The following is a 15,566-nucleotide window of genomic DNA, read 5'->3' on the forward strand; positions in this document are numbered from 1 at the left end:
CCGTCGCCCCGGACTTGATCCTGGGATGGGCTACTCTTGTGCAACGTCTGATGGATGCGATGGGGTTACGGCTCCCGCCGCCGTCCCCTGACCACATCGCGCCAGGTAGGCGGGCGGGGAAAAGCCCCGCCCCGGATCAAGTCCGGGCGACGAAACGATTATTTCTCAAGGGATTAAGCGACCGAGGCAGTTCGCCTAGTCGATCATCTCCGCCACCAGTCGGCGCAAGTCGCGTGTGGTCAGCTTGGCGGAGCGGGTAAAAGGAATAACGGCCTGCGACAGATCGGCAGACAGGAAATCAAGGCGCGACCACTGGGCTGCGCGGGTATTCGTAATATGCATTAAAATCCTTGTGCGGGGCGGCGCCACTGCGGCGCCGGCCCGATTGCCGCCTACCTGCGGAATTGCCTGCCGCGCGGTCCGCCCGGGCCTTGCCCCGGCGTGCGTTCGCGGAAGGTGATGCGACCCTTGGTGAGGTCGTAGGGGGTCATTTCGACATGAACCCGGTCACCCGCCACCGTACGGATACGATAGCGGCGCATCTTGCCTGCAGTGTAAGCAATCAAGCGATGATCATTGTCGAGGAGAACGCGGAACCTTCCATCGGGCAAAACCTCTTCGATTTCCCCTTCAACGGTGAGCAGTTCTTCCTTCGCCAAATCGAGCCTCGCTTTCAAATTAATATGGGCCTGCAACGCGCCGTAAGAGCGCAAAAACAGGCGGTGATGTGCAAAATGGAAATGATGGCGCGATAAAGGTTCGCAAGCCATTTCCGGCCACCCAATGTGAGACGGGCGACGTTTGTACATGGCCTATATAGAACAAGCGCCCGCATTTATCAATGCGAGCGCTTGAAATTATATTGTTCGGTCTAACGCGCCTTCCTGTGGGAAGGGCTTTTGGAGCGCTTAGATCGTGACGCTGGCGTCGGTGAGGATCGTCTTGGTTTCGAGGTAGCCCCACAGGCCCTCCTCGCCGCCCTCACGGCCGATGCCCGAGGATTTGAACCCGCCGAACGGCGCGGTCCACTCCATGCGCATGCCGTTCTGGCCCACCACGCCGGTGCGGACCTGCCGCGCGATGTCGTAAGCCGCCTGCGCGTCGTTGGTGAAGACCGAGCCGTTGAGGCCATATTCGCTGTCGTTGGCGATGCGGATCATGTCTTCCTCATCCTCTGCCGGGATCAGGCAGAGCACGGGGCCGAAGATTTCCTCCTGCGCGATGCGCGAGGAATTATCGACATTGGCGAACAGCGTCGGCTCGATGAAATAGCCCTTGTTCATATGCGAGGGGCGGTTGCCGCCGGTCACGAGGTCGGCGCTCTTCCTGCCTTCCTCGATATACATCTCGATCCGGTCGAGCTGACGCTTCATCGCCACCGGGCCGAGCTGGGTTTCCGGATCGTTCGGATCGCCGATTTTCACGCCCTTCATCACGCCCGCAATCGCTTCGGCCAGCTCGTCATGCCGCGCCTTGGGGACGATCGCGCGCGAAAGCATCGCGCAGACCTGCCCGCTCATCACGGTGATGGTGTTGCCGAGGATCTGCGCGGCGGCTTCTGTGGGGAAATCGTCGCGGATGATCGCTGCCGACTTGCCGCCCAGCTCGAAGGTGGCGCGGGTCATGTTGGAACCCGCCACGCTGGCGATGTGCTTGCCCGCCGCGCTGGAGCCAGTGAAGGTGATCTTGTCGAGCTTGGTCGAGTGGACGAGGTGGTCCGCCGCCTCACGGTCGGACGGCACGAGGTTCACGGTACCGGCGGGCATCCCGCAGGCCTCGGCGCATTCGGCGATGATATAGGCCTCCAGCGGGGTTTCGGGCGAAGGCTTCATGATCACGGTGCAGCCCGCGATCAGCGAGTAAAACACCTTGTTGGCCATGATCGCAAACGGCCCGTTCCACGGTGCGATGGCGGCGACCACGCCCACCGGCTCGCGCACCATCACCACGGTATCGACCGCCTGCCCCTTGCGCTGGCTGGTCCATTCGAAGCTTTCGCCCAGCGCCGCAATCCCGCGCAGGCCAGCCACAGCACCGCCGTGCATCGGGCCTGCCGCCGTCGCGAGGCCTCCGATCTGCGCGGTCCAGGCCGTGGCCAGTTCGGGCACGCGCTTCTCAAGCTCGTCGCAGAACTGCATCAGTTTGGCCATGCGCTCCTTGGGCGAGAGGCGCGGCCACGGGCCGTTGTCGAAGGCCTCGCGGGCGGCATCGACCGCCTTGTCCATATCGGCGTTGCTGGCATGGGCGACGCGGCCCACGACCTCTTCGCTGAACGGATTGACCAGTTCGATCTCGGCGCCGCTGGTCGCAGCGACCCATTCGCCGCCGATAAAGAGCTTATCGGGATGTTTGATGGTTACGCCTTCGGGGGTCATGAAAGTCTCCTCAGTAACTGGAAAGAATGGTCAGCGAGCGGCTGTCGAGCGGCTTGCCCTCAGCCTGCAATTGCAGTTCGCGCTTCCGCAGCTTGCCTTGCGTGTCGATAAGCCACGCGTGGATGGCCTTCACTTGGGAAGCGTCGAGGCGATCTGCAAACGAGGGCATGCCGTTCATCTTGAACAGGCCACCCAGCACCACCTGCTCGAACCCGGCGTGGACGTTGGGCGCAATGCGGCGAAGGTCGGGCAAAGGCGCGCGTGGCTGGTTCGAATGGCACATCGCGCAATTGGCACCGAACAGCCCCGCGCCCTCGGCGATCATCGCCGGGGTGGCATCGGGATACTGCGCAGGCGGCTCGGGGGCAGGTTCAAGCGGCGGCAGGTCCGCCGGTTGCGGGGTCGGCCCGCCGCCGATTTTGTAAACCAGCAGGCGGTTGGCATTGCCCTTGTGATAGGCTGCGGCATAGCCGGGCACAAAACCCCAGCCACCGCCGCCCCAGCCGGTCTGCACCGCGACATACTGCACCCCATCGACACGGTAGGTCATCGGCGCGGCCATGATCGAGGAACCGGTATCGACGCTCCACAGCTCCTCGCCCGTCTCGCTATCCCGTGCGGTCAGCTTGCCGGTGACGCTGCCGTGGAACACCAGCCCGCTGGCCGTGGCAAGCACGCCCTGCCGGTCCTGCCAGCCCTCGCTCGACACCGCCCATTTGGTTGTGCCGGTGAGCGGGTCCATCGCGCGTAGCTCACTGCGATAGGGCTCCTCCTTCACCCATTGCCAGGCCTCGCTCGCCTCCACAGCCTCGCGGACAGGTGCGGGCAGCGTGGGCGAAGCGGCTTCGAGATCGGGGGTGAAGATGATCGCCGCGTCGGCGTTCATGAAGTTCTTCTCGCGCTTCACCTTGGTCGGATCGCCGGTGAGGAACATCAGGTTGCCCATGTCGAGCACGTGGGCGAAATAGGTGTTCCGCGTGGGGTCGAAAGCCGCCGGATACCAGTTGCGCGCGCCCGGCGAGCCGGGGAACACCACCTTGGCTTCCTCAGTATAGTCGGCCAGGTCCATCCGGATATTGGGCTTGCCGGTCTCGAGGTTCCAGCCGTCGGCCCAATTGGTGCGCACGATGGCATTGGCGGCGAGCGGCTTGCCACTCTCGCGGTCGACCACGAAGAAGAAGCCGTTCTTAGGCGTGTGCAGGATCACCGGACGGCTTGCGCCGTTCACGTCCATCTGCGCCAGCACCATCGGCTGCGTGGCGGTAAGATCCCAGTTATCCTGCGGGGTTTCCTGAAAGTGCCACTTCATCGCGCCGGTCTTGCGGTCGACGGCGACAAGCGAGTTCAGGTAGAGGTTGTCGCCCCCGCCGGGCGAGCGGATCGCCTGCGGATAGGGGCCGCCGTTGCCGGTGCCAACGATGACCTGATCGAACTCGGGATCGTAGGTGATGGCATCCCATGCGGTGCCGCCGCCGCCGATGTCCCAGCGGGTGTCCTTGCTCCAGGTCTCGACCGCTGCTTCCAGCTCGGGGCTTTCTTGCGGGCCTTCGGCGGGGTCGTGCGGGATGGTCCAGAAGCGCCATGCCTCTGCGCCATCGGAAATCTTGTAGGCGGTGACATAGCCGCGCGTGTCGTATTCGGCACCCGCATTGCCGATCACCACGATATCGCCCGCCACTTCGGGCGCGCCGGTGATGGTGTAACCGCGATCCTTGTCGACGAAGGTATCGACGCTCCAGGCGACCGCGCCGGTCTCGGCGTCTAGCGCGTAAAGCATCCCGTCGAGCGCGGCGGTGATCACCTTGCCGTCGGCCACGGCAAGGCCGCGATTGGCCCAGTCGCAACAGGCGGAGCGGGCGATCTGCATGTCCATTTCGGGGGTGAAGGTCCACTTCTCGGCCCCCGTCACCGCATCGAGCGCATAGACCCGGCCGAGGTTCCCCGAGGCATACATGACCCCGTCGATCACGATGGGGGTCGATTCCTGCACCCGTTCGGTGCCGAGATCGTATTCCCACGCGAGGCCCAGTTCGCCGACGTTCTCCTGCGAGATGTCGCCGAGGCGCGAGAAGTGGCTCTCGGCCCAGTCGCCGCCGGGATTGTCCCAGTTGTCGCCTGCGCCATAGGTCGAGGTATCGACTTGCGGCGCGCTATCCGAACAAGCGGCAAGCGCGAAGGCTGCGGCAAACAGCGCAATAACACTCCCCTCCCGTGTGCGGGGAGTCGCAGACGTGGCGCAGCCACAGCGGTTGGGGGTGGGCTTCGGACGCTGGATAAGCCGCTGGAGGCCCACCCCGCTGCGACTAGGCTTACTTGCGGTTCGCCAAGTCTCGCTGCCCCTCCCGCCAGCGGGAGGGGCGAATAGTGCCCTGAACCGATGGAGGATCACTGCGGCCAAGCGCCCTTGTTCGCCTCCAGCACCGACTTGAGGCTTTGCGGTTTCCTGCCAGTGATCGTTTCGACCGCATCGGACACCACATCCATAAAGCCCTCCCGTATCGACTGGCCGAAGGTCACCATGCCCTCGCTCGCCCACGGAATCGGTCCATCAGGTTTGATGTCGGAGGCCTTGCGCGCCACGCCGAGCGAATCGAAATACTGGTACATGCCCTCGTCATCGACATCCTCGACCACGATGGGCTTGCCCGCCATGTCCGAAATCATCGCGACCGCCCGATGGATCGTCATCGCTTCGGGGCCGGTCACGTCATAGGCCTTGTTCTCATGGCCATCCTGCGTGAGCACGCCCACGGCCACGTTCACGCAGTCATCACGCGCGACCATCGCCACCTTGCCGTCGCCGCCGTTTTCGGGCTTGTGGCCCGAGGCCAGCGCCGGAATCGCCATGGCGGTGGCCACGGCATCGGCATAGAGGCTGTTGCGCAGGTGGGTGTAGGCAAGGCCCGATTCCTCGATCAGGCGCTCGGTCTCATAATGGTCGGTCTGCTCGACGCCAGGGTGATCCTTGAGGCCGCCGCCGACAATCGAGGTGTAGACGACATGCTTCACGCCGTTGGCCTTGGCCGCGTCCACCGCATTGCGATGCTGTTCGACCCTTTCGCCAACGCGCAGGGTGGAAATCAGCAGCAGCTTTTCGCCGCCCTCCATCGCCTTGGTCAGGCCTTCCAGGTCGTCGAAATCGGCCGCGCGCACCTCGGCGCCGCGTTCAGCGAGGTCGGCCACTTTATCGGGTGAACGGGTGAGCGCGATAACCTCGCAGCCCATGTCCAGAAGTTTGCTGGCTGCCGCATGGCCGAACCCACCCGACGCGCCCGAGACGATGATCTTGCCCAATTGTCCTCTCCTTTGTTGGACACGATCATAACGGATGTTAGTGTTGGAGCAACAAGAGAACGCAGCCCGCGCAGTTTCGCCTTGGCTGATACAAATGACGACTTTTCCGGCGCAGCGCTTGCGCTAGGGTAGCCGACAAAACGGGAGGGAGTGATGATGCACACCAAGACCATGCTGGCGCTTGCCAGCGCGACCTTTGCCTTTGCCGCGCCTGCTCAGGCGGCCTGCGGCGATCTTGTCGGGCTCGATCTGGGCGCGGGCGAAGTGACCGCAGCGACCGAAGTTGCAAAGGGTGCCTTCACTCCGCCCAACAACGGCATGGGCCCGCCGCCGGGTGTCGCCGCGAGCCCCTTCGCCGATGTCCCCGCCTTCTGCCGTGTGGAGATGACGCTCACGCCGAGCAGCGATTCCGACATCAAGAGCGAGGTCTGGCTGCCGCTGTCGGGGTGGAACGGCAAATATGTCGGCATTGGCAACGGCATCTGGGCGGGCTCGATCTCCTATGCCGAGATGGGCCGCGCGCTGGCTCGCGGCTACGCCACCGCCGCCACCGACACCGGCCATGTCGGCAGCGGGATGGACGCGCGCTGGGCCATCGGCCATCCGGAAAAACTCGTCGATTTCGGCTATCGCGCGGTCCATGTAACGACCGAGGCGGCCAAGCGGATCGTCGCCGCCAACTATGGTGATCGGCCAAGCAAGTCGTACTGGAACTCGTGCTCGACCGGCGGGCGCCAGGGCCTGATGGCGGCCTATCGCTACCCGCAGGATTTCGACGCGATCAGCGCCATGGCCCCGGCCAATCCGATGACCGACCTGATGACACAGACCATGTGGCAGGGCTTCCAGCCGGTGCGGTTCGGGGTGAAGCTGACGCCCGATGTGCTTGGGTTAGTGCACTCGGAAATCCTGCGCGCCTGCGACGGCATCGATGGCGTGACCGATGGGATCGTATCCTCGCCGCTGCAATGCCGGCCCGACCTTGCGAAGCTGCAATGCCGCGCGGGGCAGGAAGGTGCCTGTCTGTCCACGGGCCAGTATCACGCGGTCAGCAACATGTTTGGCGGCACCCGCGCAAATGACGGCAGCCTGCTGCTGCCCGGCTGGCCCTATGGCTCCGAAATGCAGATGGCGCTGCTGGTGATGGGCGAAGAACCCTTTCCCGTAGCGATGAGCTATTTCCGCGATCTCGTTTATGCCGGGAAATCGGATTGGGATTGGAAATCAACCGATTACCGCACCTATACGGCGGATGGCTTCGCCTACGGCAATGACCTTCTCAACGTGCCGACCGATGGCCTTGGCGCGTATTTCCAGCGCGGCGGCAAGCTGCTGCTTTCGCATGGCTGGTCGGACGGACTGATCCCGGCGACAAATACCCTCGCCTTCCACTACGGCCTGTTCAATGCCCTGCCCGCCGCGCAGCGCGACAGCCAGCTCAGGCTGTTCATGGCCCCGGGGATGGACCATTGTTCGGGCGGCGCAGGGCCGAGCGAGATCGACACGCTGGGCATTATCGACGAGTGGGCGACAACCGGCGCGGCCCCCAACCGCATTCTCGCCGACCGCCCGACAGTAGCGCCGACCTTCCCCGGCCAGCCTCCGCAGCCGCCGCGCGAGCCGATGCAGCGCCCGCTCTGCGCCTGGCCATGGGTTGCGAAGTATGATGGCACGGGTGATCCGAATGTCGCCGCGAGCTTCTCCTGCGCTCTGCCGTAGACAGAGGGCGGCATGAGGCCCGTCCTTCGAGACGGGCGCTCAGTCTGTGGCTTGGTATTCTCCTCAGGACGAACGGAGGAAAGTGGGCAGGTAGCTCAGCGCCGCAGCTGCGGCATCAGCACCCACTTCATCGCCTTGCCCTCGCGCTCGAGCGAGACGCGTTCGTAGCCCGCCTCTCGCGCGACCTCTTCGAGCAGCAGCGCATCGGCCGAACGGCTCACACCCTGCACGATGGCGGGGCGGCGCGCGAACAGTTCGCGCCCGAAGCGGATGCGGTCGCCTTCGATGGCGATCACGGCGCGGTTCCAGGCCGAACCGGCATCGGCAAAGGCGCGCCCCTCGGCCAGCGCGGGATCGAACAGCAGCACGGTCTCGTGCCCGTCTTTCCAGCCCTTTTCAGCAGCCGAGGCGGCGGCGGGCAGCGCAGCAGCGGCGGCGACGAACGAGCGGCGGGTCAGCTTCACTGGTCACCCCCATGCGGGCCTGCCGCAAGATAGTCGGCAATCGCCTGCAATTGCTCGTCCGAAACCTCGCCGCGCGGGATCGCGGGCATGTTGCCGATGCCGTTGCGCGCAGCCAGCACTACGAAGGCAGCCGCCAGATCACCGCGCTTTTCCAGCTCGGCATGCGAGCGGCCCCGGCGTTCGAGCAGGCCTGTGCCCATGCCGACCGGGCCGTGGCACATCATACACTTCTCGATATAGAGCGCCTCTCCGCCGGTCGCATCGGAGCGGTCCGCCAGCGTGGTGGGCTTGGGCATACCTGGCGGCGGGGCAGGCTGCGCAGGCGCGGTGTCGGTGGCGGGCACATCCGGTGTTGCGCCGCCCTCCTGCGCCGCGGCCATGCCCACGCATCCGGCCACTGCCAGTGCGCCTGCCAGAGTGAAGGCGAGCGTTGTCTTTCCGGGCTGCCTGATCATTGTCCGCGCTCCTGTGCAAAGCCTTTGGGCCAGATGCCGCTCTTGCCCGGCGCGATGATCCCGTTGGGATCGAGAGCGTTCTTCACCGTCTCGTTCATGCGCAGCAAAGCGTTGTTATTGTAGTCATAAGTGTCAGCCACCAGGTCCATGTAGTCGAGGTGGGTCCGGTATTCGCCGTAGCCCTGCTCCTTCGCGTCAGCCACCAGCGAGCGGAAGAATGGATCGATCTTGGCCATGAATTCCGGATCGTCCTTGTTGAACACCATCGCGTTCACGTTGGTAAGGTGCCGTTCGCCAAAGGCGAAGCTGCCCTGATAGTCGACGCCATATTCCTGATAGCGGGCATAGGTGCGGCGGAACTGCGCCAGCGCCTTGTCGCCATCCTGCTCGATAATCGGCGAGAAGCCGATGTGCCCGCCGCGCCCGCCATACCAGTTGGCGTTCTGCATCGGGAAGGTGAGCGGCGTGCCGGTCCAGCCGGAATATTCCATCGGCTGCCCCTTCACCCAGCTGGTCGGCTTGATGGACAGCGGGCCCGCACTGCCCATCGCGTCTTCCAGCACCTTGTAGGCCGCCTTGTTCACGTCCTCGCGGCCATAAAGACGCAAGCTGACGCCCCACCAGCCGATGTTGAAGCGTTGGCGGATCGCGTCGATCACGCTGTCGTCGAGTGCGCCGGGTTTGTCGGTCCACTCATCGCGCGTGGTCAGGATGGCGGCGGCGCGCATCCAGTTGCCGATCGAGGGGCTTTGGGTCAGGAGCCGCTCGCGGCGCAGCGGGGCGATGGTGTCGACCATCACCTTCAAGTCTTCCTTCTTGTCGAACTCGACGTCCATGCCCATCAGGCTTTCGGGCTCGGGCATCAACCACATGCCCATCTTGGTGACGATCCCGAAGTTCGACTGCACGAACATCTGATCCCAGCCGGGGCCGAAACCAAACGGATAGGCCTGCCAGGTCGGCGCGTTTGAGAACGCGCCCATTCCGGTGCGCACCACTTCGCCGTTGGCCAGCACCACCTCGAGGCCGCAGATGTTCTTCGTGTGCTCGCCATAGGGCGTGTAGCCAACGCCGCGATCGAGCGCGTTGCCCATCACCGAGCCCCACGAGTTGCCGGGGGTGGAGAGCCAGTAGGGCAGGTTGTTTTTCTGGATATAGTCGTAAAGGTCGTAAAACCCCACGCCCGGTTCGAGCAGCACGGTGCCGAGCTCGGCATCGAACTCGATCTTTTTCATGCGCGACAGGTCCATCACCACGCTGCCCGCCAGCACGGGGGCGGTGCCGCCGTAGCCGAGGTTCTTGCCGCGCGCGATCGGGAACACCGGCAGGCGATACTGGTTCGCCACCCGCAGCACGGCCTGAATTTCCTCCACGCTCTCGGGCGCCACCGCGCCGGAGGGGTGATGGACCGCATCGTTGACCGCGAACTTGTCCTGATAGGTTCTCCGGTCGAGATCCTCGAAGAAGACCTTCGAGGCACCGAGCAGCGTTTCAAGCTCGGCGCGGGCCTGATCCATCTTCATGGCGCTGAAGCCGGGTGGAAGTGGGATATCTGCCATGATCTAGCGTCCTTACTGGCCTGAGGCCCATTGAGTGCGGGCTGGCGGCCGGGCACCGCCATCGAGCCGCAGCACCTCGCCATTGACCAGCGGGGTGCGGATGAGAAATTCGACGGCGGCGGCGAAGTCTTCGCCGGTTCCCGCGCGCTTGGGGAACTCGACGTCGCTCAGCAATTCGTCGACCAGATCGGGCGGCAGCATTGCCACCAACGGGGTCGCCATGAAGCCCGGCGCGACGGCGTTCACCCGGATCGCATGACGCGAAAGATCGCGCGCCCAGACCAGTGTCAGCTCTTTCAGCGCCGCCTTGGCGGCGGTGTAGGCGCCCATGCCCTCCTGCCCTTCGAAGCTGGCGATGGAACAGGTGTTGACGATTATTCCGCGCTCGCCATCGGGGCCGCTCGGTTCGTTCGCAATCATGGCATGGCCAACGTGCGCGGCCACATGCGCCGCGCCCATCAGATTGATCCCGATCACGCGGGCGAAATCGGCAATATCGCCCGGCCCATCCGGCGTGGCGATAGGGCCGAGGCCGCCCACGCCCGCATTGTTGCAGCAGATGTCGATCCGGCCATGGCGCGCGATCACCTCGGCTACGGTCGCCTTTACGCTTGCCTCATCGGATACGTCGCAGGAGATGAAGTCAACCCCAGTGGGCGCTTCGCCCGCCACATCGCAGCTCACCACGCTAGCGCCCAGCGCCGCGAGATGGGTTGCCGCGCCTGCGCCAAGGCCAGAGTTGCCGCCGGTGACGAGCGCCACCTTACCTGCCGGATCCATAGTTCTCTCCCGGTCGCTCAGTTCGCGACTTTAACGAGCGTTACTTTTCCTCTAGAGAGGCATTGAGTCAAGAGAGGGAGAGGAACTTGGCCAGCAGAACCGAACTTTACGCCGTGCTCGACGCCTACCTTGCCGCGCTCGCAGCGCACGAACCGGCACGCGCGCCTTTTGCCGATGGCGTTTTCAACACCGAGAACAATGTCGCCCTCGCGGTGGGAGACGGGCTGTGGAACACGATCTCTGCGCGCCACCCCTATCAGCTGCGCATGGCCGAACCTGCTGGCGGGCAGGTTGCAGTGTTCACCGCGGTTGAAGAAACCGATGCGCTGAACCCCTGCTGCATCCGGCTTGAAGTAAAAGACGGAAAGATTACCGGGGTCGAAACGGCGGTTGCGCGCAACAAGGACGAGGGCTTTCCCTTCGGTCCGCAACATTTCGAGGACAAACCCGAGATGGCCCTGCCCGCTGCGCCCGCCCCGCGCGATGAGCTGGTGCGCATTGCCGATGGCTATTTCGAAACTATCGAGCGCAACGACGGCACGATCCGCACACGCTTCCACCCGGAATGCAACCGGGTCGAGAACGGCGTGCAGACCACCAACAATGCCGATTTCCCGCTCCCCATCGCGCGGCTCGGCTGCGAGGAGCAGTTCGCGCTCGGCTGGTATCGCTATGACGACGACCTGCGCGCGCGCCGCTTTCCGCTGGTCGATGTCGAGCAGGGGCTGGTGCTGACCTATGGCTTTATCGATCATTCGGGCCGCATCGGCGACTACACCCTCACCGACGGCACCCCCGCCAGCAGCCCGGTGCGCCGCCCGCATTCGTATTATCTGGCCGAGGCCTTCAAGATCGTCGACGGGGAAATTCGCCAGGTCGAGGCAAATTTTCTGACCGTGCCCTATCGGATGCCGAGCCCATGGGATGGGCGAACCTGTTAAGACAAGAAGAAAAACGATCCTTCGAAGAGCTCAGGATGAGCGGGCGAGACGTTTAGGGAGAGAGAAATGACCAGCCGCCGCATCATCGCCCTCGCCTTGCTGGCCGGCGTGTTCATAATGGAAGGCTTCGACATCGCCGCGATGAGCCTCGCGGTGCCGCGGCTCGAAGTCTCGCTCGGGCTCGATCCTGCCGGCTTCGGCTGGGTCTTCACCGCGCTGCTGGTGGGGCTTGGGCTTGGCGGCGCGCTGATCGCGCCGCTGGGCGACCGGTTCGGCAGGCGCACGCTGATCGTGCTTGGCTGCCTCGGCACCGGGTTGGCAACGCTCGGCACGGCCAGTTCGAGCGATATCGAACACTTCCTGTTCTGGCGCACCATCACCGGGTTGGCGCTCGGGGCCTGCCTGCCCAATGTCAGCGCGCTTTCTTCGGAGCTTGCTCCGCAAAAGATGCGCGCCACGCTGATGGCGGTGGTCTCGGCGGGCATCCCGGTGGGGCTGGCACTGGCCGGACTGATCGCGCCCGAGCTGATCGGGGCCTGGGGTTGGGAGGGCCTCTTCCTCGTGCCCGGTGCCTTTGCCGTGGTGCTGGCCGCCGCTCTGTTCGTCGCGCTCGAAGGTGGCGCGCCCGCGCGCGAACCGGCCGACGCTGCTGCGCCCAAGGCCAGGCTGCCGCAGCTGGTGCTGTTCAGCGCGCCGTGGCTGTTCCCCTTCGCAGTGTTCGCCGCGATGCTCGCGTTCAACGCGCTCAACCTTTACCTGCTCAATTCGTGGCTGCCGACCGTGCTGCCCGGCGCTGGCCTCAGCCTCGACGATGCTGCGCGGGTGGCGGGCGTTGCCAATCTGGCCGGGCTCGGCATCGGCATCGGCGCGAGCCTGCTGCTGGACCGCTGGCACAAGGGGCTGACACTGGCGCTGCTGTTCGGATCGATGGCCGCCAGCTTCGCTGCCATCGCTCTCACCGCACCTGACCAGACGCGCTGGACCCTGCTGCTGATGGTCGGCGTGGGCGGAGCCAATGCTGGCGGCATGGTGCTGCCGGGCCTGTGCGCCTACCTGTTCCCCGCCCGCCTGCTGTCGAGCGCGGTCGGCATGGGTGTGCTGGTGGCGCGGCTGGGCGCTTTCGCCGGGCCGCCGCTGGGCGGCGCGATGATCGCCGCCAAGGTGCCCGCGCAGACCTTCCTTGGCGTGGCGGCGATCCCGGCGCTGGTCTGTGTGCTGCTCGCCCTGCTGGTAAGCCCCGCGCTGCTAGTGCGGCAGCGGGTGGAGCCAGCGGCGGTTACGGCCTGAAGTCGAGCCCGCCGACCCGCTCGGCAAAGCGCCAGCCGTCGGGCGTCAGCACGCAAAGGTCGGTGAAGGTGCCGATCAGCGGGCTCTTGGCATCCTGCACCGGCAGGCCGCCGTCGTCCGCTGCATCGCCCATGTAGAGCACGATCACGCTTTTCGCCCGCGCCGTGGCGGGGCCTTCGACTTCGACCAGCACATTGGCGATGGCATGGCGCTGCGCGCGCGGCTTGCGGGCCAGGAAGCTTTCGAGAATCGCCGCACGGCCAATCACCGGGTCGCCCCCGCTGGGGCGGCGGAACACCGCATCCTCGGTGTAAAGCCGGGCGCAGGCTTCCCAATCCTGAGCATCGTTGGCCCAGGTATAGTCGTGAATCAGCCGGGTGACGTCGGCCTCGACAGCGCGGCGGCTGTCTTCGTCCATGCCGTAAGGTGTCTGTGTCATGCCAAGCGACTTATCCGCCCGAGGCTTCCGGGTCTAGCTTTCCACCGGCGGCTTCGTGCTTTCCAGGAACACCGAATTGCCGTTCTCGTCGGTCGCATCGAGCCGCTCGATCAGCTTTTCGACGATATCGCCGAATGCCGACAGTTCGGCCGGGCTGATCGCATCGAACAGATAGTTCGCCACCTGCTGGCTCTGCGGCTTCATCAACTTGTAGAGCCGCTCGCCCTCTTCGGTCAGACTGAGCCACTTGCGCCGCCTGTTCGCTTCGTCGACCGTGACGGTGATCCGGCCGTGACGCTCAAGCGTTGCCACCGCGCGCGAGATGCTCATCGCATTCACCCCGGTCATTTCGGCGACCTCGTGGCTGGCCGTGCGGCCCAGCGCGCCGATGCTCATCAGCAGGCGAAACTCGTTAAGGCTGATGCGATAGCGGTGTGAAAGATGGGTACTGAACGGAGCCATCAGCCGGTTGGTGAGTTTCAACAGCCGGTGCAGCATCGCGACTTCCTCGCTATCGGCGGGGCTCGCGCGCGGCCCTTTTTCCGCCGCTGCGGTCAAGCCCGTGGCCACTACCCCTTGCCTATCTATTTCCAACGCATTTTCCTTCTGCGGCTCACAGTTATTTTCCCTGCCAGCACCTGACAGAGGGCCCTTTCCCTCGACCGTAACAGTCGTTAGCGTTGCCGCCAAGAATCAGCACGACAGTTTTGGGAGTAACGACGTGGCGAGCTATCCGCAAACTATCCATTTCATGGGCACCAACACCCCGCGCCGGGTGGAAATGTCGCTCCGCGATCTCGTGGTGGAGGGTGAAATCCCCGCCGAGATCGAAGGCGCCTTCTTCCGCGCCGTGCCCGACAACGCCCATGTCCCGATGTTCGACGACGACATTGCACTTAATCACGATGGCATGATCGCGCGGTTCAACTTCGAGGGCGGAGCGGTCGACTTCGATATCCGCTATGTCGAGACCGAGCGTTACAAGCTGGAGAAGAAGGCGCGCCGCGCGCTGTTCGGGCGCTACCGCAACCCGTTCACCGACGACCCCAGCGTCGAGGGCGCCGACCGCACAGTGGCCAACACCACCCCCGTGTGGCACGGCGGCCGCCTGTTCATGACCAAGGAGGACGGGCGCGGCTACGAGGTCAACCCGCACACTTTGGAGACCGTGGGCCGGTGGGACTACGAGGGCAAGCTGCGCAGCCAGACCTTCACAGCGCACCCGCGGATCGACCCGGAAACGGGCGAGATGTTCTTCTTCGGTTATGAAGCGGGCGGGTTGTGCGACCCGAACGTGGCCTATTGCATCGCCGACAAGGACGGCAACCTGGTGAAAGAGCAGTGGTTCGAGCAGCCCTATCTCTCGACCATCCACGACTTCGTAATCACCGAGAAATACGCCATTTTCCCGGTCTTCCCCACACTGACCGATCTCGACCGGCTCAAGGAGGGCGGCGCGCACTGGGCGCACGATCAGTCGAAGCCGAGCTACATCGGCATCATGCCGCGCTACGGCGACGTATCCGAAATGGTCTGGATCGAAGGCCCGGTCGGCGTCTCGTGCTTTCACGAGGTCAATGCCTACGACGATGGCGATCTGGTCCACATCGACCTGTGCCTGAGCGACACCAATGCATTCAGCTTCATGCGCGAAGCGGGCGGCATCCAGCGCGACCAGCAGGACGTGCAGGGGGCGCTCACCCGCTGGACGCTCGACATGAGCAAGGACACGCCCGAACTCAGCGAGCGCCCGCTCGGCCCTCCGGGCGACCTGTGCCGCCTGGCCGACAAGGATCAGGGCCGCCCCTATAACCACGCTTGGTACCTGAGCATGAACCCCGAGGCGAAAGGCCCGCCCATGCTCGGCGGCCCCGTGGGCGCGAACTTCAACGCGCTGCTGCGGATCGAGGTCGGCAATGGCCGCGTGTCGATGATGGAAGTGCCTCCGGGCTGCGCCGTCAGCGAGCCGGCGCACGTGCCGTCGAGCGAGGAAGGCCACGGCGGCTGGCTGCTCGCTGTGATCGACCTTCCCAACGGCCCTCCGGGCGGCAACCCTGCCGACTATTCCAGCGAAGTCTGGGTGATCGAGGCCGATGCGGTCGAGAAAGGCCCGGTGGCCAAGGTGAAAACCGGGCTCGCGCTGCGCAGCCAAGTCCACGGCACCTGGGTCAGCCGCGACAAGCTCGACGCGGCGAAGGTGGGCTAAGCCGCTCTTCCCGTAGCGGCGCAATGCAGCCTATGTGATGTTCCGAC

The 15,566-nt window shown here is 64.8% G+C and carries 15 protein-coding genes; 4 read left to right on the plus strand and 11 right to left on the minus strand.

Translation table 11 applies throughout. From position 1 onward, the window contains the following. Window positions 1–195: 195 nt before the first annotated feature. The 5 genes from E0473_RS15375 to E0473_RS06825 all read right to left on the minus strand — a co-directional run bounded on the left by E0473_RS15375 (window position 196) and on the right by E0473_RS06825 (window position 5,669). A complete protein-coding gene (locus E0473_RS15375; protein ID WP_161981538.1) occupies window positions 196–342 on the minus strand; it encodes a hypothetical protein in 147 nt (48 codons plus the stop codon). Window positions 343–392: 50 nt separating this feature from the next. Then, entirely contained in the window at window positions 393–659 is a 267-nt protein-coding gene (gene infA / locus E0473_RS06810) for a translation initiation factor IF-1 (protein ID WP_137680861.1), read from the minus strand. A gap of 249 nt (window positions 660–908) precedes the next feature. Next, on the minus strand, window positions 909–2,375 hold the full coding sequence (locus E0473_RS06815; protein WP_137680145.1) for an aldehyde dehydrogenase: 1,467 nt from the start codon (window positions 2,373–2,375) through the stop codon (window positions 909–911). A 10-nt stretch (window positions 2,376–2,385) separates the two neighbouring features. Beyond that, a complete protein-coding gene (locus tag E0473_RS06820) occupies window positions 2,386–4,668 on the minus strand; it encodes a PQQ-dependent dehydrogenase, methanol/ethanol family (protein WP_241657383.1) in 2,283 nt (760 codons plus the stop codon). 92 nt (window positions 4,669–4,760) lie between these two features. After that, window positions 4,761–5,669 (minus strand): SDR family oxidoreductase, encoded by a 909-nt coding sequence (locus E0473_RS06825; protein ID WP_137680146.1) that lies wholly within the window; start codon window positions 5,667–5,669, stop codon window positions 4,761–4,763. Between the two features lie 153 nt (window positions 5,670–5,822). On the opposite strand from E0473_RS06825, the gene E0473_RS06830 reads away from it, so the two are divergent. Further along, a complete protein-coding gene (locus E0473_RS06830; RefSeq protein WP_241657384.1) occupies window positions 5,823–7,388 on the plus strand; it encodes a tannase/feruloyl esterase family alpha/beta hydrolase in 1,566 nt (521 codons plus the stop codon). 95 nt (window positions 7,389–7,483) lie between these two features. On the opposite strand, the gene E0473_RS06835 is transcribed toward E0473_RS06830, so the two are convergent. The 4 genes from E0473_RS06835 to E0473_RS06850 are packed head-to-tail and all read right to left on the minus strand — an operon-like array spanning window position 7,484 to window position 10,646. Then, window positions 7,484–7,852 (minus strand): hypothetical protein, encoded by a 369-nt coding sequence (locus tag E0473_RS06835; RefSeq protein WP_137680147.1) that lies wholly within the window; start codon window positions 7,850–7,852, stop codon window positions 7,484–7,486. Then, window positions 7,849–8,307: a c-type cytochrome gene (locus tag E0473_RS06840; protein ID WP_137680148.1), complete on the minus strand. Its 459-nt coding sequence runs from the start codon at window positions 8,305–8,307 to the stop codon at window positions 7,849–7,851. The genes E0473_RS06835 and E0473_RS06840 overlap by 4 nt, the downstream gene beginning before the upstream one ends. Then, window positions 8,304–9,866 carry an FAD-binding oxidoreductase gene (locus tag E0473_RS06845; protein WP_241657385.1) on the minus strand — a complete coding sequence of 521 codons (1,563 nt, stop codon included), beginning with the start codon at window positions 9,864–9,866 and terminating at the stop codon, window positions 8,304–8,306. The genes E0473_RS06840 and E0473_RS06845 overlap by 4 nt, the downstream gene beginning before the upstream one ends. 12 nt (window positions 9,867–9,878) lie before the next feature. Then, complete coding sequence (locus E0473_RS06850; RefSeq protein WP_137680149.1) at window positions 9,879–10,646, minus strand: SDR family NAD(P)-dependent oxidoreductase; 768 nt, start codon at window positions 10,644–10,646, stop codon at window positions 9,879–9,881. A gap of 86 nt (window positions 10,647–10,732) precedes the next feature. Here E0473_RS06850 and E0473_RS06855 point away from each other — a divergent pair, with 86 nt between their 5' ends. Further along, on the plus strand, window positions 10,733–11,587 hold the full coding sequence (locus tag E0473_RS06855; protein ID WP_137680150.1) for a DUF8021 domain-containing protein: 855 nt from the start codon (window positions 10,733–10,735) through the stop codon (window positions 11,585–11,587). 66 nt (window positions 11,588–11,653) lie between these two features. Continuing rightward, window positions 11,654–12,874, plus strand: coding sequence for an MFS transporter (locus E0473_RS06860; RefSeq protein WP_137680151.1), 1,221 nt, complete (start codon window positions 11,654–11,656; stop codon window positions 12,872–12,874). Here E0473_RS06860 and E0473_RS06865 read toward each other — a convergent pair. Both E0473_RS06865 and E0473_RS06870 read right to left on the minus strand, forming a co-directional pair. After that, complete coding sequence (locus tag E0473_RS06865; RefSeq protein ID WP_241657386.1) at window positions 12,864–13,313, minus strand: nuclear transport factor 2 family protein; 450 nt, start codon at window positions 13,311–13,313, stop codon at window positions 12,864–12,866. The genes E0473_RS06860 and E0473_RS06865 overlap by 11 nt on opposite strands. Before the next feature lie 33 nt (window positions 13,314–13,346). After that, complete coding sequence (locus E0473_RS06870) at window positions 13,347–13,883, minus strand: MarR family winged helix-turn-helix transcriptional regulator (RefSeq protein WP_241657387.1); 537 nt, start codon at window positions 13,881–13,883, stop codon at window positions 13,347–13,349. Window positions 13,884–14,034: 151 nt separating this feature from the next. Here E0473_RS06870 and E0473_RS06875 point away from each other — a divergent pair, with 151 nt between their 5' ends. Continuing rightward, entirely contained in the window at window positions 14,035–15,519 is a 1,485-nt protein-coding gene (locus E0473_RS06875) for a lignostilbene-alpha,beta-dioxygenase NOV2 (protein ID WP_137680152.1), read from the plus strand. Window positions 15,520–15,566: the final 47 nt, after the last annotated feature.

It is taken from the genome of Aurantiacibacter suaedae (assembly GCF_005434915.1).
Classification (GTDB): Bacteria; Pseudomonadota; Alphaproteobacteria; order Sphingomonadales; family Sphingomonadaceae; genus Alteraurantiacibacter; species Alteraurantiacibacter suaedae.